Origin of the sequence: Vibrio crassostreae, assembly GCF_024347415.1 — a bacterium.
Taxonomy (GTDB): domain Bacteria; phylum Pseudomonadota; class Gammaproteobacteria; order Enterobacterales; family Vibrionaceae; genus Vibrio; species Vibrio crassostreae.
Genome location: NZ_AP025477.1, coordinates 593,553 through 613,545, shown reverse-complemented (window position 1 = coordinate 613,545; position 19,993 = coordinate 593,553). Strand labels below are relative to the sequence as shown.

At 43.2% G+C, this 19,993-nt stretch carries 16 protein-coding genes; 7 read left to right on the top strand and 9 right to left on the bottom strand.

What is annotated here, in order from left to right; all coding sequences use genetic code 11:
* Positions 1-87 precede the first annotated feature (87 nt).
* On the top strand, positions 88-723 hold the full coding sequence (locus tag OC193_RS18390; RefSeq protein WP_048662007.1) for a hypothetical protein: 636 nt from the start codon (positions 88-90) through the stop codon (positions 721-723).
* A gap of 573 nt (positions 724-1,296) precedes the next feature.
* Positions 1,297-2,034: an EAL domain-containing protein gene (locus tag OC193_RS18385; RefSeq protein ID WP_080967403.1), complete on the top strand. Its 738-nt coding sequence runs from the start codon at positions 1,297-1,299 to the stop codon at positions 2,032-2,034.
* A gap of 200 nt (positions 2,035-2,234) precedes the next feature.
* Here OC193_RS18385 and OC193_RS18380 read toward each other — a convergent pair whose 3' ends face one another.
* The 3 genes from OC193_RS18380 to OC193_RS18370 are packed head-to-tail and all read right to left on the bottom strand — an operon-like array spanning position 2,235 to position 7,434.
* On the bottom strand, positions 2,235-5,294 hold the full coding sequence (locus tag OC193_RS18380) for an efflux RND transporter permease subunit (RefSeq protein WP_048662009.1): 3,060 nt from the start codon (positions 5,292-5,294) through the stop codon (positions 2,235-2,237).
* Positions 5,291-6,346, bottom strand: a complete 1,056-nt coding sequence (locus OC193_RS18375; protein ID WP_048662010.1) for an efflux RND transporter periplasmic adaptor subunit — start codon at positions 6,344-6,346, stop codon at positions 5,291-5,293. The genes OC193_RS18380 and OC193_RS18375 overlap by 4 nt, the downstream gene beginning before the upstream one ends.
* Complete coding sequence (locus tag OC193_RS18370; RefSeq protein WP_048662011.1) at positions 6,346-7,434, bottom strand: efflux RND transporter periplasmic adaptor subunit; 1,089 nt, start codon at positions 7,432-7,434, stop codon at positions 6,346-6,348. The genes OC193_RS18375 and OC193_RS18370 overlap by 1 nt, the downstream gene beginning before the upstream one ends.
* A gap of 150 nt (positions 7,435-7,584) precedes the next feature.
* On the opposite strand from OC193_RS18370, the gene OC193_RS18365 reads away from it, so the two are divergent.
* Positions 7,585-8,325 carry a TetR/AcrR family transcriptional regulator gene (locus tag OC193_RS18365; RefSeq protein WP_048662019.1) on the top strand — a complete coding sequence of 247 codons (741 nt, stop codon included), beginning with the start codon at positions 7,585-7,587 and terminating at the stop codon, positions 8,323-8,325.
* 127 nt (positions 8,326-8,452) lie between these two features.
* On the opposite strand, the gene OC193_RS18360 is transcribed toward OC193_RS18365, so the two are convergent.
* From OC193_RS18360 to OC193_RS18350, 3 genes are all read right to left on the bottom strand, one after another.
* Positions 8,453-9,724, bottom strand: a complete 1,272-nt coding sequence (locus OC193_RS18360; protein WP_048662012.1) for a DEAD/DEAH box helicase — start codon at positions 9,722-9,724, stop codon at positions 8,453-8,455.
* A gap of 57 nt (positions 9,725-9,781) precedes the next feature.
* Positions 9,782-10,393, bottom strand: coding sequence for an acyl carrier protein phosphodiesterase (locus tag OC193_RS18355; RefSeq protein ID WP_048660216.1), 612 nt, complete (start codon positions 10,391-10,393; stop codon positions 9,782-9,784).
* Between the two features lie 172 nt (positions 10,394-10,565).
* Positions 10,566-10,694, bottom strand: coding sequence for a hypothetical protein (locus tag OC193_RS18350; RefSeq protein WP_017059831.1), 129 nt, complete (start codon positions 10,692-10,694; stop codon positions 10,566-10,568).
* A 447-nt stretch (positions 10,695-11,141) separates the two neighbouring features.
* Between OC193_RS18350 and OC193_RS18345 the strand changes: the two genes are divergently transcribed.
* Complete coding sequence (locus OC193_RS18345) at positions 11,142-12,365, top strand: aromatic amino acid transport family protein (protein ID WP_048660217.1); 1,224 nt, start codon at positions 11,142-11,144, stop codon at positions 12,363-12,365.
* Between the two features lie 148 nt (positions 12,366-12,513).
* The gene (locus OC193_RS18340) at positions 12,514-13,938 is read left to right on the top strand and encodes a methyl-accepting chemotaxis protein (protein ID WP_048662013.1); all 1,425 of its coding nucleotides are present in this window, start codon (positions 12,514-12,516) and stop codon (positions 13,936-13,938) included.
* Positions 13,939-14,344: 406 nt separating this feature from the next.
* On the opposite strand, the gene OC193_RS18335 is transcribed toward OC193_RS18340, so the two are convergent.
* From OC193_RS18335 to OC193_RS18325, 3 genes are all read right to left on the bottom strand, one after another.
* Positions 14,345-15,070 carry an HAD-IA family hydrolase gene (locus OC193_RS18335; RefSeq protein WP_048660219.1) on the bottom strand — a complete coding sequence of 242 codons (726 nt, stop codon included), beginning with the start codon at positions 15,068-15,070 and terminating at the stop codon, positions 14,345-14,347.
* Between the two features lie 305 nt (positions 15,071-15,375).
* Positions 15,376-17,184 carry an HD domain-containing phosphohydrolase gene (locus OC193_RS18330; protein ID WP_048662014.1) on the bottom strand — a complete coding sequence of 603 codons (1,809 nt, stop codon included), beginning with the start codon at positions 17,182-17,184 and terminating at the stop codon, positions 15,376-15,378.
* 60 nt (positions 17,185-17,244) lie between these two features.
* The gene (locus OC193_RS18325) at positions 17,245-17,739 is read right to left on the bottom strand and encodes a hypothetical protein (RefSeq protein ID WP_048660221.1); all 495 of its coding nucleotides are present in this window, start codon (positions 17,737-17,739) and stop codon (positions 17,245-17,247) included.
* A gap of 248 nt (positions 17,740-17,987) precedes the next feature.
* Between OC193_RS18325 and OC193_RS18320 the strand changes: the two genes are divergently transcribed.
* Both OC193_RS18320 and OC193_RS18315 read left to right on the top strand, forming a co-directional pair.
* Positions 17,988-18,464 (top strand): CreA family protein, encoded by a 477-nt coding sequence (locus OC193_RS18320; protein WP_017059837.1) that lies wholly within the window; start codon positions 17,988-17,990, stop codon positions 18,462-18,464.
* 128 nt (positions 18,465-18,592) lie between these two features.
* Positions 18,593-19,897 (top strand): inosine/guanosine kinase, encoded by a 1,305-nt coding sequence (locus tag OC193_RS18315; RefSeq protein ID WP_017069885.1) that lies wholly within the window; start codon positions 18,593-18,595, stop codon positions 19,895-19,897.
* Positions 19,898-19,993 lie beyond the last annotated feature (96 nt).

The following is a 19,993-nucleotide window of genomic DNA, read 5'->3' as shown; positions in this document are numbered from 1 at the left end:
AACTCGCACTTTGACGATAGGTAATGGCACCGCAATTACCGTACTATTGCCCATCAATAAGATAGTAACTGTGTATAAGGGACTTCATTGTTATTAGATCTCGTGATTAAAAGCGTCAATCAGTTTCAAGACGATTGTCTAAAACTCTGTGAGCGTCATTATCCTACGGTACATAACCAAGGAATCAGTGAGCATCACATCGGTAAGGCATTCGCCCGCCGTATGGAGCACACCTTCGTTAGCTTTAATCATGCAAGCAGCATCAGCCCACTCGAAATGCTCTCCTCTGGTGAAAACCCTCGACACTTCCGAATCTCCTCTGAAATCGGCACCGTTTGGATGATCAGCCATCATATGGTGAGCGCAGGGAAAACTTGTCGTAAAAAGTTGATGCTAGACATTCATAAGTGGCAGCAAGAGTATGGATTTGCCATTCAGCCAAATGACGTTTTGATCATTGTGTCTGACCATTGGATTACCCGAAGTAAAAACAGCGGTGAACTTTTACATTGGTGGATGGGAGAGCTCCCAGATGAGATTACTGAATACAGCCAGCAAGGAATAACGCTAAGAGAGAGTGATTCTCAATTCGCTGCTGATTTAAATACTAACTTTAGTATCAGCCCCTGTTTTATTAAATTCGGTCACCCGTTAAAACGGTCAGGGAATCAACAGTTGGTTCGTAAATACCTACAACTTTATGCGGTACTTCAATGGCAGTAAGAATACGGGTCAACTTTTTCATTCAATATTGAAAGTCAATTGTTAGACCTTCATCCCAATATTTTATAAAAGATACTTACTCCGTGTTCATTAATTATTCGAACTTCCTGTTTTAATTATTAATAGCCGATCGACTCACTGTCTCGATTTTGAGAGATAGATATCATTTCTATGTAACTCGCTTAGTATCTCCATTTTGTAACTTTGACACTCCCCCACAATCTAAACCTTTAACCCTACTTTTCTCTGGTGTATCAGCGTTCTAGCCTTATATTGGTTGGGGTTAATATGAGAGACGTTACTCAGCCATTAAATTCACAGCAACTATCAAGCGCAGTTAATGATAAGTAAATTTAATGGTTAATGTCATTTATCATGCTGATTTTTCGTTAATTATATTTATTTAAATATTGACCCTACAAATGAATTTTTATTAATTGACAATTTACTTACACCTGTCAATATTGTGACAGCCATGACGTATATTCCGTCATTGAATAAACATCTTTATTAGCGACTATGATTTTATCAGACAGAAGTGAATTTATTAGCTGTATATCTGTGGATGCCGATATGCAGTTTATTGCGAAATACCAAGACCTAACACTTAGAAGCGTCTATCAACCTATATTTGACAGTTCCATGACTCAGATAGGCGTTGAGGCTTTGGTGCGTATTTCGAATAGCAAAGGGGATATTGTTCGTCCTGATCACTTCTTCCATTCCGACGATACGTTGTGCAACGATAAGATCAATGTTGAGAGGCTGAGTCGCGCTATCCATATCCGTAACTTCGCACAATCGAATATTCGTCATTTACACCTCTTCCTAAACGTTCTTCCGAACGTTGGTGAGTTGTTTGCCGCAGAAAAAGTCAGTGACAGCCTGTTGGCTAAACGCCTTCATGAACTTAACCTTTCATGCGAACAAATCGTCATGGAACTGGTAGAACTGAATGCAGAAAGTGAAGAACGCTTGAAAGATGCTGCTCACTCTCTCGCAGAGAACGGCTTTCAAATTGCTGTTGATGATTTTGGAACACAAGCGTCAACAGAACAGCGCGTTCGTCATATTAATCCTCATATCATCAAGATAGATCGCTCTGTCATGTTGGATTTTGAACAAGGCGACACAAGCGAGATGGAATTGGTTCTCGATCTTGCTAATCAAATTGGTGCTAAGACCGTAATCGAAGGTATCGAAACCGAACAACAGCTCGCAGCAATGCAAAGCTTAGGCTTCGATATGTATCAAGGCTATCACTTAGCGATGCCAAAGCCGATTGAGTTAGATCTCCGCCTCGCAATCTAGAACTGCCCTCTATTCTCTAATTCTCTAGGAAGCCGCTTTACCATTGGTTAGCGGCTTTTTAGTACCTATCTCTTTCTTAACGCAACGCTCGCTGACGCTATAGTTTCTTGGCACGATCTTGTATCGCCAAATCACACCCATAAAAAAGCCCAGTCAAAATTGACTGGGCTGGCTTAAAAGAATCTGTTTTATATCATTCCCTAATAACCCGCAGTGGACGGTTTGATTCTATATAGAATAGCGAACATCACTGGTACTACTATTAGCGTTAGTACTGTAGCAAAGCCTAAGCCTGCCATGATTGTAATCGCCATCGAGCCGAAAAATGCATCGAATACCAAAGGAATCATACCCAAGATAGTCGTCAATGCTGCCATAGATACCGGTCGTACACGACTAATCGCACTGTCGACAACCGCCAAATATGGGTCTTTACCTGTTGATAGTTCAGTGTTGATCTGGTCAAGCAGTACGATACCGTTTTTCAAGATCATGCCGCTTAGACTTAGTAAGCCCAAGAACGCCGTGAAGCTGAATGGCATATTAGTTCCTAACAGACCAATCGAAACACCAATGATAGAAAGTGGTACCGTAAACCAAATCACAAGTGGCTTACGAAGCGAGTTAAACAGAAGCATAGTGATGATAAACATCAGCAAGTAACCCATTGGCAGTGAACCAAATAGAGATTCTTGTGCGTCTTTTGAGCTTTCGTATTCGCCACCCCAACTGATGCTGTAGCCTTCTGGTAGGTCTAATGCTTCTACCTTTGGTTTCACACGAGCAAACAAGCTTGCTGGCGTTTCATCACCAAGTACATCGTGGTCAGCCAGTACGGTTAACGTACGCTTTCTGTCACGACGTTGAATCAGTGGTTCAGACCATTGAAGCTCTACACCATCAATCACTTGCTCAACCGGAATGTAAGTTTGTAGCGATGGGCTCCAAATCTTCACATTGTTCAGTGATTCAAAGTCAAAACGCTCTTCTTCAGGTAAACGCGCAACGATAGGTAACATATGAGTACCATCACGCAGTAAACCGATGTTGTAACCGCCGAACGCCATTTGTAACGTCTCAGACAAATCAGTTTTTGAAATGCCAAGGCGACGTGCCTTTGATTCGTTAAACAGTGGCACTAGCTCTTTGGTGCGTTCACGCCAATCGTGACGAACATTTCGTGAGCCTGGATCGGCAAGTAAGACATCTTCTACTTCAACTGCAATGCTACGCAATACTTGAGGGTCAGCACCGATAATACGCGCTTCAATCTTTGAAGCCGGTGACGGACCAAATTCAATAAGTTTGAACTGGAACGTCGGTTGCTCAAATTCATTCGCTAGGTTTTTGTCTAACTCCGCCAGAACCTTAAACATGGTGTCACGGTCAGTGGTTCTTACTTGTAACTGGCTGTACGCTTCGTAGCTTTTCTCTGGTTGGTACGTCAGAGCGAAACGTTGCATGCCCTGCCCAACCGTTGTGGTTACAAACTCTACGTCGTCTTGTTGACGAATGTAGCTTTCAACCTTCTCAGTCTGCTTGATCGTTTCACGAACATCGGTACCTTCTGGCATCCACATGTCGACGTAGAACATCGGTGTGTTTGATGGCGGGAAGAACTGTTGCTTCACCATACCAAAACCAACAATTGATGCAGCTAGCAGAGCAATCATGCTCACTACCGTTAACCATCTGAAGCGCAATGCTAATTTCAGAGACGCGCCGAATACAACAAACAGGATACCTTTGTAAGGGTCTTCGTTTTCATCGACCTTGTCTTCTTCTTTTAGCAACATCTCAGCAAGGAATGGCGTTAGTGTTAGTGCCGTAACCCAACTTAAGAACAATGAGAAACACAATACCCAGAACAGTGAGCCCATAAACTCGCCTGTCGCGTCTTTCGATAAACCAATCGGCGCAAAAGCGGTAATAGCAATAATGGTCGCGCCCAATAGTGGCCATTGTGTTTGTGTCACGATGTCTTTTGCTGCTTGAAGTTTGGTCTTACCTTTCTTCAAGCCAACCAAAATACCTTCAACGACAACAATCGCGTTGTCCACCAGCATACCGAGTGCGATGATCAAGGCACCTAGCGAGATACGGTGCAGTTCGACATCGTTGTAGTCCATAAGAATGAACGTACCGAATACCGTCAGTAGCAGTACCAAACCAATGATCAAACCACTGCGTAAGCCCATTGCAAAAAGCAGTACGATGATAACGATAGCAACGGCTTCTACTAGGCTGATTAGGAAGTCAGCCACTGATTTGTCTACTTCTTGCGCTTGGTTGTAGAAGTAGTTCAGCTCTACACCGGCAGGTTTAATGCTTTCTAATCGGTCTAGCTCCGCATCTAGCGCGTTACCAATCTCAACGACGTTTACGCCTGAAGAGAACGCAATGCCTAGGTTGATCGCTGGTTTACCGTTGTAAGTTAATACATTACCCGGTTTTTCTTGGATACCGCGAGTAACCTCAGCGACGTCTTTCAAGCGAATCAGGTTACCCGTATCACGACCATGAATGATCAGGTTTTCTAGCTCTTCAACTGTGCTCAGCGTGCCGTTAGGTTTGATCGTTAAGCTTTGGCCATTCAACATCACCTCGCCTGCCGACACCACACTGTTTTGTTGCGCTAACAGTGACGTTACCGTCGACATATCTAGGTTAAGCGCCGCTAAACGCTCCAGTGACATCTCAACAAACAATTGCTCTTGTTGGTCGCCCGCGATGCTTACTTTGCCCACACCATCGACTAGTTCGATTTCACGCGTTAAGTAATCTGCGTACTGCTTTAGCTCGACATAATCGTAGCCATCACCAGTCAGCATGATCATCACACCAAATACGTCACCAAAATCATCAATGATCTGAACTGAGTTGACACCACTTGGTAGCGTTGGCTGTAGATCGTTGATCTTACGACGCATTTCATCCCAGATTTGTGGTAGCTCGTCTGGACCGTAATCCATCTTCATGCTGACCATAATTTGAGACATGCCATTCGACGAGGTCGAAGTGATCTTGTCGATATAAGGGAGCTGTCTTATCTCTTTCTCAAGGGGATAAGTCAGTTCCTCCTCAACTTCCATTGACGTAGCGCCAGGGTAAGTTGAAATAATCATTGCATCTTTAATGGTAAAAGCTGGGTCTTCTAAACGGGATAGATTACCAAAAGACGTCACACCGCCAATGCCCAAAATGACTAGAAACAGCCAGCTGATTACTTTGTTCTTTATTGAATATTCTGCGATGTTCATTCTGCTTTTCCTGACAATTTGATTCCGTCACGGAGTTTTCTTAGATTCGAATTTACGAGTAGCTCACCTTGTTCAACGCCATGCGCGATAAGTGCGCCTTGGCCGCTGATCTTGTCGACTTCAACTTCGCTTTTGTAAGCTTGGCCATCTTCCATCTTCCACACGTAAAATTGGTTCGCTTCAGCACCTGCTTGTAGAGTCGTCATTGGCAACTGGTAACCTTGAACATCACTCAGGCCCGCTTTCGCCATATCGACATTTACCGTAACGCTGGTACCCGGCAGAATTTCGCTTTCTGGTTGTTGCATCTGCATCCAAAACTCGTAGGTGCGAGATTGCGGGTGCAGTTCACTGGTGTGCTCTAGATACGTCAGAGGGTATTTTCCAGAGTGGCCGCCAAAGGTTGCGTTAGGTCGATAGCTGTTCGAACGCATATCTGGGCTTATAGACGCTAAGATCGAATCTGATACTTGAATTCGCACATACACCTTATCGTTCTGATACAAGCTAAGAAGCGTTTCACCCGGTGTCGTGTTTTCAAAGCGTTGCTTATCAACCGTTGAAACCGTTCCAGAAAGTGGCGCTAAAAGCTCTGTGTAACTCAGCTTACGCTCTGCCGCAGCCAAATTAGCCGATGCCAGTTTGTAGTTAGCGGTCAATTGATCGTGTTCTGATTGCGACAACATCTTGCTGTCAAACATCTCAGAACCACGCGCCAGTTGCTTGCTCGCTAATTTGAATTGAGATTTAGCGTCTGTCAGATCTTGAAGGTATGTCGCGTTGTCTAAGGTCGCCAATAGCTGACCTTTTTCTACATTGTCACCGGCTTCAACCAATACTTGTTGAATCTCACCAGCAAGCTTAAATGCCAATGGTGTGAGTTCAGCAGGCATCACCTGTCCGTTAAAACTTCTGAATTGATCAGTCAGTGGTGCAGCAACTTCAAAGGTCGATACCAAAAGTGAAGGTTGCTCACGGTGAACTGTTTCACTGTTACACGCTTGAAGCAATAACGCAGATACAACCACAACTGATAATTTGGAAAGGTTCATTAAATACCGCCCTCACGTAACCAAGCTTTTACTTGTTGCCCATCAGATAACACACCGACACCCGCTTCTACGATTAAATCGCCAGAAGACAGGCCTTCAATAACCATTCCTTGTTCATCAAGAGTGACTTGTACTTTAGAAATCAATTGAGACTCTGGGTTGTAACGCCACAGTTCACCGTGGTCTGCTTCTTTGCTTAACCAAGCTGAATCAACAATGCCAATACCGTAGTCCGACTTATTTTTCTGAACTTCAACTTGTGCCGTCATACCAGAAAGCAGATTAATACCTTCAGGTTTTTCGATAGACACAACCGCTTGGTAGCTGTTGGTGTCTTCGTCTGGTTGCGTTGAGATCTCTTTAAAACGCGTTGGGATACGAATGCCGCGGTGGCTATCCATCACAACCCACATGTTTGAGCTAGTTAAATCTTGGATAGAGCGGTCTTCAAGCTTTGATACAGGAATCGAGAAAGTCACATCCATCTCGCTGTGATTCAAAATATTAAGTACCGGCTGCTTTTCAGCGATTAACTGGTATTGCTTACCAAACACCATCGATACCACGCCATCGAATGGAGCAACTAATGTGGTGTAACCAAGGTTTGTTTGTGCTTGGTCCAACTCAACTTCAGCGGCAGTAAAGGTGTTTACGGCTTGGTCGTAGTAATCCGTGCTTACAAGCTTCTTCGAGTACAACTCTGACGCTTGCTTGTATTGGCTGTTCGCCAGATCAAATTTGGCTTGTGCTGCATCAACCGCAATACGGTAGTCCGTTGCATCTAGCACAGCGAGTACTTGACCTTTCTTCACCTCTTGTCCCATACGAACAGAGAACGTTTCAATATCTCCACCCACTTGGAATGAAAGCGCGGCACGGTCGGTCGCATCCACTTTTGCGATAAAGCTATCAAGCGCGATATCCGTCTGCTGAGGGATCTCAAATAGCTTGACGGGTTTAACGACTTGAACCGTTTCTTCTGACTGAACCTTATTACATCCGGTCAAAGAGCCTGCGAGTAATAGTGCAGCAAACGCCACTCCTATCTGCTTACCCGTCTTGGCTTGAATAGACAAATTGGACAGCATGATGTCTCTCCGTTTAATTATTATGATTTATTACACAGGTGGGCAGTATATTTAATATTAAAGAATTCTCAAGCTTTACTTTCCACCTGTGCAGTATTTTTTATTTTAAGGAAAACAGTGTAGAATGTGGTAATCAGGTAAATGTGTGAAATGAAGATGACTGAAAAGAAACAAGGTAGAAGAAGTGCGAAAGACGCTGAAGAAACGCGTTTTCTGATCATGAGTGTTGCTGCGGATATGTTCTGTGACTGTGGTTATGATCGTGTATCACTGCGAAACATCAGTGAAAAGGCAGGTGTATCCCATAGCCTTATCCGCCACCATTTTGGTAGTAAGGAGAAGATATGGCATGCAATAAGTGATTGTTTACACGATTATTTTCAGTCTTACATCAGTAAAATCATGGAAGAGCTGCCAAAAGACATTGCACCAAACATCTCTATCTATTTGTTTAGTATGCGCCTTTTCACCAACATGATTCATTCACGCAGACCAATGCAGCTAATCTCAGATTCTGTTCGTCAAGAAGATAACTTGGTTGATTATTTTATCGACAATGTTGGTGATGTTGAGAAAGAAATTAATGGACTGGCAAAACAATATAACGACGCTAATCCAGAGAATCTGATCAACATTTACGAAGTAAAATGGCAAATGATCATTTACGCTAACGCCGCGGTGTGCCTAACACCGTTCATGGAGAGTACGTGGAATGAAGGCGACATGGTCACCTCCCCCGAAGAGTCCTTAATCAAGCATTGGCAACTATTCAACTCACAAATGGTAAGTAAATTTAGAATCGAAGAGCAATGGGTGCTAAACCCAACTAGCTTAGAAGAACTGATTTACGAAGTGCCCTGTGTATGGAAGTGCAATCAAGAACATAATTAACCCAGTATTTTTATCTGCATTGGTCATAAATTGATTTACTTGAAACAAAAATGCGCCGTTACAGAGCCAACTGTAACGGCGCATTTTTATATGTATAGAATTTTAAACTGGAGCATGTTCCAGTTTGTTAACGACGTGCTTTACCGCGGTTTTGGTGAATTTTAAGCTTTGCTTTCATCTTACGTTTTTCTGATGAACGACTCTTACTGCGACCACCGCGATCTGGTGCTAGATCTTTTTCTAGGCTAGGTTCAAAGCCTTCTAGCCACTCTTGAGGCAAGCGCGTATCAAGCAGTCGCTCAATGTCACCCAATAAGTAAGCTTCATCCTGACTCATCAACGAAATCGCTAAACCGCTGTTACCTGCGCGACCAGTACGTCCGATACGGTGAACGTAATCTTCAGCTTTGTATGGCATGTCATAGTTTACAACTTGTTCTAACTGCTGGATATCAATACCACGAGCTGCTACGTCGGTTGCGATCAACGCACGAACTTTGCCTGATTTGAAATCGTCTAATGCTTTTTGACGCGCACCCTGGCTCTTATCACCATTGATTGACGCCGCTTTAATACCGTCTAACTTAAGCTCTTTAACGAGAGCGTCGGTGCCCTGCTTAGTCTTTGTGAACACCAACACTTGTTGCCAGTTTTTTGAACCAATCAAATACGCCAATAATTCACTTTTTCGCGACTTATCTACCGGATAAACCATCTGTGTTACGGTTTCAGCGGTGCTGTTTTTTGGCGTAACTTGAATTTCACTTGGCTTCTGCATCATACGATGCGCAATCGCTTTGATTTTGTTATCAAACGTTGCAGAGAAGAACAGCGTCTGACGAACGTCATTCATGCGAGAAAGAATACGTTTGATGTCAGGCATGAAACCCATATCTAACATACGGTCAGCTTCGTCTAGCACCAGCACTTCCGTTTGGCTCAACATGATGTTCCTAGTAAACATATGGTCAATAAGACGACCAGGCGTCGCAACAAGAATATCAGCGCCCCCACGTAGGTTATCAGTTTGAACCTTCATGCTAACGCCGCCGTAAGCCACCACAACTTTGATGTCGGTGCCCTTTGCGTAGCTAGTTAAGTTATCAAACACCTGCTGTGCCAATTCACGAGTTGGTACTAATACAAGCGCACGAACGAGCTTCGGGTTTGGAATAACGTTGTCTTTCGTCTCGATTAACCTTTGAATAATCGGTAAACCAAACGCAGCCGTTTTACCCGTACCCGTTTGAGCACCCGCCAGTACATCTTTGCCTTCTAATACCAATGGAATCGCTTGTTCTTGAACACTGGTTGGAGCCGTAAAGTTAAGCTCTGATAGCGTAGCAAGAAGGTGCTCAGACAATCCTAGTTGGTTAAAAGATTTAGTAGATTCAGACATAGTATGATGCTCAAAGATTAAATAGGCGCGGATTGTAGCAAACCTGCATTACGCTGTTTACCTTTCCTTTTGATTTTTCTTCATTTGAAGCGCATTAAACTGCTTCGCTTCTTCTAAAACATTGGGATAAAGCTCATAAAAGTGACACTGCAACGTATCATAGTGACGTTCGAGATCATCGTAACATGCCTCGAGCATACCGAGCTTTGGTCTTCTCAAAGCCATTCGCTGCAATACCACCTCGATTGATGACATGTCTTGATAGCTCTCTAACCATCTATGCTCAGCCATTTTCTGATGAACCATAACGAAATTTTCTGGCCAGTGTGGCTCTTGATTTTCAAAGATCTGCTCATGGCTATCGAAACAAAAACGTTCTAATGTCTGCTGCGAGAACTGAGCCCAATGATTGGCTAAGCAGTGATCCCAAAATACATCGAGTGCGATAGGCGCAAAGCGTCGTGTTTGGTCTGAAAAGAGAGATTTTGCAGAGCGAGAAACATCATGACGATCAGTATAGCTATCAACAAATCGATGAAGCCTAATGCCGTCAGAGAGTGAATCCGAATACTGTTTATTGGGGTTGCCTTTCACAAAATCACCCAACAGGTTACCTGCTAAATTGCTGTTACAGTGCTTGGCGATGTGAAGGTGTGCAAGAAAGTTCATTGAACCTCATTAAAGTATCGAGAACTAAGTAACATGGTAAACGTACTCGTTTGTCTTCGCGAACTTTAATGAGGATAGTTTTGGTATGACGTGTGAGCGAATGAGATTTGCTCAGTCTAAGAATTGTCTAATTTGAGAACATTGAACTAAAAAACCTTTACTAAGGAAAACCCTAGTTGGAAGATTTGAAAAGTTCTTCTGCTAATTGTTTAACTGTCTGTTCATAGTCAGACAAGTCAATGCCAATTTCCATAGCATCTAACAACTCAAGACTTTCGTCATTATAAGATTGGTCACTCATTGTGCCCCCTCTATTCCTTGGTGTGGACATGATGTCCTGTTAACTAGTGCACCATCTTGGACTTATATTATGTCACTTTGATGAACGCACTCTACTCTACCCATTCCATATTTATAGCTTGAAGCTACTCGCGATCATTAGCGCTTGTTTACGCTAAAGGGGTATACGCGAACGACATATGTACTGCCACCTTACACCAAGTACAACTGATTACTCTACAAATTTTGAAGCAGATCATGGTCAAACGTTTGCTTCTCCCTTTTCAACACCTAACCCTCAAATGCGTGTAAATTAATATTTACAGTGCATATTTTTAATTACATTAGATATTGCATTTGGAATTAAACTCAATCAGAATACTTTAAAATCGAGATATTCTTTGGGTTTATGCGCTTAAGCTAGAAGAATTACAATGAAAACACACCCTAACGTAAAGAATTATATACAATGAATAAATCAAAGGTTTTTGGTAGTACTTTGATCATTGCAGGCACAACGATTGGTGCTGGCATGCTCGCTCTTCCACTTGCTTCTGCAGGTATTGGCTTTTCAACTTCACTTTTCTTAATGCTGGGTTTGTGGGCTTTAATGGCATTCACTGCCTTATTAATGGTCGAGCTTCACCAATTCGCAGAATCTGATGCAACCCTACACACCTTAGCTCATACAATTTTAGGGACGAAAGGAAAATGGATTGCGAGCTTCGCAGTGATGTTTCTGTTTTACGCTTTATGCGCTGCATACATTGCGGGTGGTGGTGCTCAGTTTAACCAACGTATTTCCGATATCGCGGGCATTGAACTCAATGGCCAAATCACGACCCTTCTATTTACCCTGCTGGTTGCAGGCGTTGTGACGATTGGTACACACAGTGTCGATAAAGTTAACCGCGTTTTATTTGGCTTGAAGCTGGTTGCAATGGTTCTGGTACTGAGCTTCCTAGCGCCTAACATCACTTCTCAATACTTGCTGAGCATGCCTTTACAACAAGGTCTGATTGTTGCAGCTATCCCGGTTGTGTTCACCTCTTTCGGTTTCCACGGCAGCATCCCATCGATCGTTCGATACCTAGATGGCGACGTTCGCTCTCTACGCAAGGTAATGATTGTTGGTTCTGCGCTACCTCTGGTTATCTACGTATTCTGGCAGAGCGTCACTTTGGGCGTAGTAAGCCAAGAACAACTGTTGTCAGACACAAGCTTGGGTGCACTTTTAGTTTCGCTTTCGCAAACCGTTCATCAATCAAATCTAAGCGTAATCGTAGGCGTGTTCGCTGACCTTGCTCTTCTTACCTCATTTATTGGCGTGAGCTTAGGTCTATTCGAATTTATGGGTGACTCGCTAAGCAAAAAACTAGGCAGTGCAAAGCGCGTTAAAACCGCTGTTATCACCTTCTTACCGCCTTTAGGCTTCGCCCTGTTTTACCCACAAGGTTTTATCATGGCGTTGGGTTATGCTGCGATTGCACTTTCAGTGCTGGCGATTCTTCTACCTACCGTAATGGTATACAAAGTTCGCTACACAGATTTCTCGGTAAAATCTCATGGTACTGAAGCGACTTACCAGGTGTTGGGTGGAAGCAAAGCGTTATTTTTAGCGGGTAGCATTGGCGTATTTATCATTGCCATTCAAATCCTTATATCAGTAGGCCTATTACCGTCTTTGGGCTAATAAACCCATACAGGATATAAATACTTGATTGAGATCTCATAAATGACATGTTGATATCATTAATTTTCACAATTAGTCGATTGATATCACATTTTTATTGAGGTCGGTTATTTAGAGTCCACGGTAAAGGATTTACCGTGGAGTTTTTATGAAAGAAGTACAATTTCGAACGATAGACAAACTGTTTATTAAAATGTCTATCAACGATAAGTTTTGGGTCATTTTCTTAATCTTTTTCGCCGCTGTGGCGAGCCTAGCTGGACTCAACTACGTCAATAAAATGGAACAAATTGACGCAAGTGCAAAACAGCAAGTTGAGTATCAACTCAAAGGTATTTTATCAGCGTCAGATTCCCCTGCCTCTGTTCGTACTGTTAGCCAACAAACTCGTCCTCAAGAGACCATCATTTCGAACAATGGCACGGTTACCGCAACGGCTATTGGACAAGATGGTAATTATTACTCTCTTACCGTCTCAAACAACGATACACAAAACCAAAAGCAGCAAGCATTGTACACTTTATTACTCAGTCTTTTATGGTGTGTGCCTTTTGGTCTTTTCTGTTACTGGGTAGCGACCTTCTTAGGTGGTGCGCTGTGGGTACTTTATTCAACCACTCAAAAGATTGGTGATGGTGACTTAACTTCACGCCTTGGCTTCCATCCTGGCCGTGACGAATTCGGCACAATTGGTTGTGCTCTTGACCGTTCAATGGACACGCTCAGTGAGTTAGTTAACAACGTAAACCACAGTGCAGCAACCCTAAGTGAAACGTCGGCTTCTTTCGAAACAGAGATGAAGCGCAGCGAAACACAAATCATGAGCCAAAACGCATCTCTAGATTCGGTTGCTACTGCAATGGACCAGATGACCGCATCTGCTAATGAAGTGTCTAACATCTCTGCACGTTCAACAGAGCAAACAGAACAAGACGCACAGCAGATCAACGACAGCCACGCGAAGGTTCAACAAGCAATCTCAGAAATCACCACCCTTTCTTCTTTGATTGAACAAACCTCATCTTCTGTGACCAGCTTGAATGTGAACACGAGCCAAATTAACGAAGTCATCACGACGATCAACGCAATTTCAGAACAAACCAACTTACTGGCTTTGAACGCTGCGATTGAAGCCGCTCGTGCGGGCGAACAAGGTCGTGGTTTCGCTGTTGTTGCTGATGAAGTAAGAACACTCGCAAGTCGCACTCAGTCAGCTACCGTTGAGATCCAAGCGATGATTGAGCGCTTACAACAAGAGAGTCAAAATATTGCAAAGATCACAGAGCAAACGGTCGATCAGGCGCAAACCAGTAGCCAGCTGATTTCTAACATTGGTCACGACGTAAACTCGATTGCAGATTCTGCACAAGCGCTGATGGACATGAGTATCCAGATTGCAACATCAGCCGATGAACAAAGCAACGTTGCCAATACGATTGCAGCAGAACTTAACGATATTCGCAGCCAATCCGATGTGATTAAAGACGTCGCTCAGAATTCGTCAAATGGCGTATCTAGACTAACGGAAGCGTCGGTTTCTTTGTCTCAGACGTTGGCGCGATACCGCACTTAAGGATCAGCAGGCTAACTAGTGGCGTGAATTGAAAATAGACTAATGAGGACTCGTAATGGGTCCTTTTTTTGACTTTTGTTTAATAACATTACAAGAACCATGGTCAATAACGATGACATTATCAATTACCATGAAGCAAGTCGCAAAGGAGAGATTAAGAAGTGTCAGAACTGTCTAATATTCGAGCTTAGGAGTAATCTAATTGAACGGGTCTTTTTTCGCTTACCCTCTTGCTGCAGGTGACACATAATGAATAAAACAGAAACACAAAACACCGACGACATTACATGCCCTTTATGCCAACATGACGAGTATCTGCTTTCAGAAAGTGGAGAAAAGTTTACTTGTGCATCTTGCGGTTTCCATACCAAACAATTCAGTAAGGTAGTCAGTCTTCAACTAGGCTCTACCCCACCAAAGCTGCAGAATTCGATATACCACCATTTGAGCAGTGCTTGCCATTAATCCAAACTGAAATTTCTTCTAAACTGTAGATATCCTGAGCCGCGAGTTCTAATGAGTCGGCTTCGGGATCTACGATTGCTTCATCAATACTCGGGCGTAATCGAAACGATTGGATACCCGCACGAACACCAGCCTCAATCCCTTTTAACGTATCATCCACGTAGATGCACTCATTTGGTAGAAAGCCCATATTCATGGCCGTGTACATGATTAGATCAGGTTCTGGCTTCCAACTGTTAGCATCAAAAGCTGAGAACACTTTACCTTTAAAATCATCGAGCATGCCTGTCATCGCCAATGAAGATTCAACTCTAGATTTCGGTGCATTGGAAGCGATACAAAACTCAATGTCTTGTTGTTTGAGGAATTCAATAAGTTCGATAGCGCCGTCCATCGGCTTTAAATGACGCTGAAACAGTGCTTCTAATTCGATCCGGTATAACGGTTCTAGTGTATCAATTGAGATAGATAAGCCTAAACGCGCTTGCGTATCCATTAAGATGTCGGCCAGCTTCCCACCTTGGAAGTGCGCATAACAGTCGTTGACGTTCAACTTCGCCCCAAAGCCAGTGAAAACGTTTACCAAAGCTTGGCAGCACAGCTTTTCACTGTCGATAAGTGTTCCATCACAATCGAAAATTACACATTTAGTCTGTTCTAACCGCATAGGTATCTCACTAAGATTGAATCCAAGTTTTATCCTATAGTGTTCTTTCAATGCGCGAGATGATTGAGGTAACAGTTTGCGGATACAGGCTTATTTCTCTTCGCGAAATATGGAGTTGATCACTTTATCGCTCAGCATAAGCAATAGTTTTCATCAAATTAACCGAGATCCTACGAAATCAAATACTGCGAGGTTTACATAAGCGACTCAATTTCAGGGGAAAATATAAATCACCACTTCCTAGCCGGATCGTGATGACTAGATAAAAAAACCAAGACGTATAAACGATTAAGATAGACCGAGACTTAGCTAACAACCGACTCTTCAAAAACCTTAGCTTCAAGCGAACGTGAAATCGCATATTCCACAGTTCCAGTATCAGGATACGAATCTCGGATAGCGACAAACTCGGGTAAGTGTTTCAGTAGCAATTTCGTTAGCTGAGGATCAAACTGGTAGCCACACTCTCGCTCGAACAAATCGACTACCATATCTAACGGCCACGGTTCTTTGTAGCAACGAGCACTAAGCAGCGCATCAAAAACGTCGGCTACGGCGGTGATGCGAGCAAACAAGTGAATTTCATCTCCCACTTTGCCATTCGGGTATCCTGTTCCATCCCAGCGCTCGTGATGTTCGTTAGCAATGATTGCCGCGAGGTTGGTAATATCACCCGCTCCGCTCTTCAGTAAGTTATAGCCAGCCGTAGTATGAAGCTTCATCACCTCCCACTCTTGGTCGGTTAATTTACCAGGTTTATCCAAGATCGATTCAGGGACAGAAATCTTACCCACATCGTGCATCGGGCTGATGATCTCAATCATCTCGATCTCGCGATGGCTCAAGCCACGATACTTAGCGAGCAATGCGGATAACTTGGCTACACGCTTAACGTGATTACCGGTTTCGCCAGAGCGAGTTTCAATCGCCTCGCCGAGAACATGAATCATATCCTTTTGGATATTCAAGGTCTGTTTCTGAAGCTTTAAGATTCGTTTGTTCTTATTGGCCAACTCTTTCTTTTGGCGCAGAGTGACAAATTGCATCAAGATGATCAGGCTCAAACCCGCAATCACCATCGACAGCCCCATTAACAACTGGAAGTTTTTACGAATAAAGGAAGAAGGTTCGTTAATGAATACCGCTTCATCAGGTAATGCGTTGGCACTAATCCCGTATCGTTTCATTGCAGGGTAGTTGAATACAAAACGTTTGTTATCTCCGGGAGTTAACGGTTCTGCAAAACCGAGAGGAAGGTATTTGTCTAGCGCATCAACTGCCTCCTCACCCATGCTTTGTGAGTGATTCACATAACCACCGAGAACATCGCCCGAAATATAAAACTGCCATAAAGCAAACACCGGAGCAGCACTCGCTTTTGACAAGGTATCCGCAATCTCTTGGTAAGTGTGGTAAACCCCTTGTTTCAACTCAGTGTTGTAATGACTGAGCAATACCGCATCGTCTGCAGAGATTCCTTCCAAAAACTGGCTTGTATCCTCCAGCGACAAATCGCGAATTTCTATGAGGTTGATATTTGGAAATTCAGCCATCATTTTGTTCATTTCTTTGTGAATTAACTCAGACGTGACACTGTAATCATTTACAAAATAGAGGTTCTTTAGATTAGGCCTTAATTTGGAGATCAGCTTAATATTAACGTCTATCTGATCGTTCTCGTACAGCACAGTTGCTCTGTCAGATACTGCATACATATCGGTACTGGTGTCATTGATTCCCACCGCCACTACAGGAGTAGAACGGTCAATTAAAGCACCTAACGATTCAAGGAAATTTGCTGCGTTATCGTCAGTCGCAATCACGCCGTCAAATTCATAACCTGCATATTTGATTTGCAAATAGTTCGAGAGAGAACCGTAGTAGTCAGAGCTATTGATACGCTTTGAATCCAAATACTCGATCGAGAGTTTAACTTCGGTTCTAGATTGGCTGAACGCGCTGTCGATCCCTTTTTGGAAATCAGCGGTCCATTGGTAAGAAGGTTCGTATGAGTGTAAAACTAGGATACGTTTAATATCCCAGTCGTTAGCAAAGCTGAGTGAAGAATAAGCGCTAACACACAATACAGCGATTGATATCAATAGCTTGTACATACAATACCCTTTAAATAAGACGGGGTATTGTACTTAGATTAACGCTTTGTCAAAGAATCTTTAGTTCTCGATCCACACTTTATCGCAAGAAGCATGATCTTGTGCCCAAAAATCGTGTAACTGCTTAGCAAAGTTGTTGATACTTTGGCCATTTCCAGCAACGACATCCGAGATCAGTAGGGAGTCTTCCGCTTTTGTGACGATAGCGCTCGCCACAACTTCACCATTTTGAGTACCAATATATAAGGCATGATCGTCAGAAAGAATAATTTGGCTCAAGAACTCAAGCATGTGTGCCCTTTCGGCTTCATCTTGGTACACGCTTGCTTGGTTAAGTGAGAATAGTACGGTCAATTTATGGAAATCAACTTTATGCAGTTCATCAATTTGGGAAGGAGTTTGATCGTGAGCGAGGAGTTGGTATGTCTTGGATGGGAGTTTGCTTTGATAAAGTTCGCGGCCTAGAAGGCTCTCTTTTGCGGGGTAAGCAATGTCGAGCTGACTAAACAGCCATTGGTTTTTCTTGTGTGCAATTTCAGGTATTTCGTTATTCATTCTTTTAGTACCTACGGTTAGTATCCCCAAATATCGCAGTTATTTGGAAGACATACGGTCGGCTGAGGTGCCGAACTACAAGCAGAGAGCATACAGAGCATGACCAAGGCCAACAAGTACTTTAAATGCTTCATATTTTTCATTATCCAACAACATCCTTTAAGAACTTAACGAAAAGCTCTACACTCGTATTCAAGCTTTCAATATCCTTATAGTAAACAGAACTATATAAATAAAAAGGACTTCTTATGAAAAAAGCCTTAATAGCAGCAGGTATCGTCACAATGTTAGCTGGCTGTTCGGACAACGAGGTTGGCGACGTCTCACTGGGTTTCTTCACAATGAAGGATATCAAGATGTCTTCATTAGATGACGATAAGATCGCAGGTGTTACCTGTCATATCGCATCAATCGAAGCAAACCTTAGCCTTTCAGATCCAAGTGATAGCTCTATCTCTTGTCGTCAAACAGGTGAAATCACACCAGAAATGATTGCTCAAATAGACAAGAGTAAGTCTGGCGAAGTGGTATTCAAGCAATCGAAAAGTATCTTCTTTAAAACAATGAAGGTTCGTCGTATCTACGATGCAGAGAATCAGTCGCTGCTTTACTTGTCTTACACCACCAAAGAAACCGAAGGCAGTTTCAAGCATAGCCTTTCAACCGTTCCGCTTTGGGGTACAGAGGCTTACGTAGATCCAGCAACACTTGTTCCAGCGGAATAGCTTCAAGCCAAAGTAAGACGATTCACCTGTACAGACATTGTGCAGGTGATTCAAAATGTAATAAAAATGAAAGAAACAGAAACAAAATGTGATATCATGCGGCAAAATTTTTTCACTGTATTTTTCATATGAAGTTTCCTGGACAGCGTAAATCTAAGCATTACTTTCCAACTCACGCACGTGATCCGTTGGTCAACCAAATTCAACAAACACCTAAGCTTCACCGCGCAACGATTGTCGGTGTTGGCCAAACGATTGTTGATATCGAAGCCCGTGTTGACAACGAGTTCCTAGAAAAATACGAGCTGAGTAAAGGTCACTCACTAGTATTGGAAGAAAGTAAAGCAGATGCGCTGTATGAAGAGTTAGTTGAGCGCGGTTTGATCACGCATCAATACCCTGGCGATACTATCGGCAACACACTGCACAACTATTCCGTACTTGCAGACAGCAAATCTGTACTGCTTGGCGTTATGTCTAAGAAGATTGAAGTTGGCTCATTTGGTTATCGTTATCTTTGCCGCACTTCTTCTCGTATGAATCTAAATCACCTTCAAACTGTTGATGGTCCAATCGGTCGTTGCTACACGCTTATTTCTGAAGATGGCGAACGTACGTTTGCAATCAATGAAGGTCACATGAACCAACTTCTTCCAGAGAGCATTCCTGAAAAAGTGTTCGAGAAAGCGTCTGCATTAGTTGTCTCGTCATACCTAATGCGTGGCAAACCTGAAGATCCGATGCCAAAAGCGGTACAAAAAGCGATTGAATACGCGAAAGCGCACAATGTGCCTGTTGTACTAACACTTGGTACTAAGTATGTGATCGAAGGTAACGCTGAATGGTGGCAAGAATACCTGAAAGAGAACGTAACCATCGTCGCGATGAACGAAGACGAAGGTGAAGCGCTCACAGGTGAAAAAGACCCTCTATTGGCGGCTAACAAAGCGCTTGAATGGGTCGACCTAGTTCTATGTACTGCTGGCCCTATTGGCCTATACATGGCAGGTTACACTGACGAACCAGCGAAACGCGAAACCACACTGCCATTGTTACCGGGTAACATCCCTGAGTTCAATAAATATGAATTCAGCCGCGCGATGCGTAAGCAAGACTGTAAAGACCCTGTAAAAGTGTACTCTCATATTGGCCCTTACCTAGGTGGCCCACTTGAGATTAAGAACACGAATGGGGCTGGTGATGGTGCACTTTCAGCACTACTTCACGACATGGCAGCAAACAGCTACCACCACGTGAACGTACCGAACTCAGAGAAGCACGAGCATACTTGTCTAACTTACTCTTCTCTTTCTCAAATTTGTAAGTACGCAAACCGTGTAAGCTACGAAGTGTTGACTCAGCACTCTCCTCGTCTTTCTCGTGCGCTACCTGAACGCGAAGATAGCTTAGAAGAAACATACTGGGATCGTTAATCGACCATATTAGGGGTTAACTGATTGAGGTTAACGCCAAGTCAGATTACCTATTCCTTGAAGGGCTGCTATATGCAGCCCTTTTTGTATTCAACA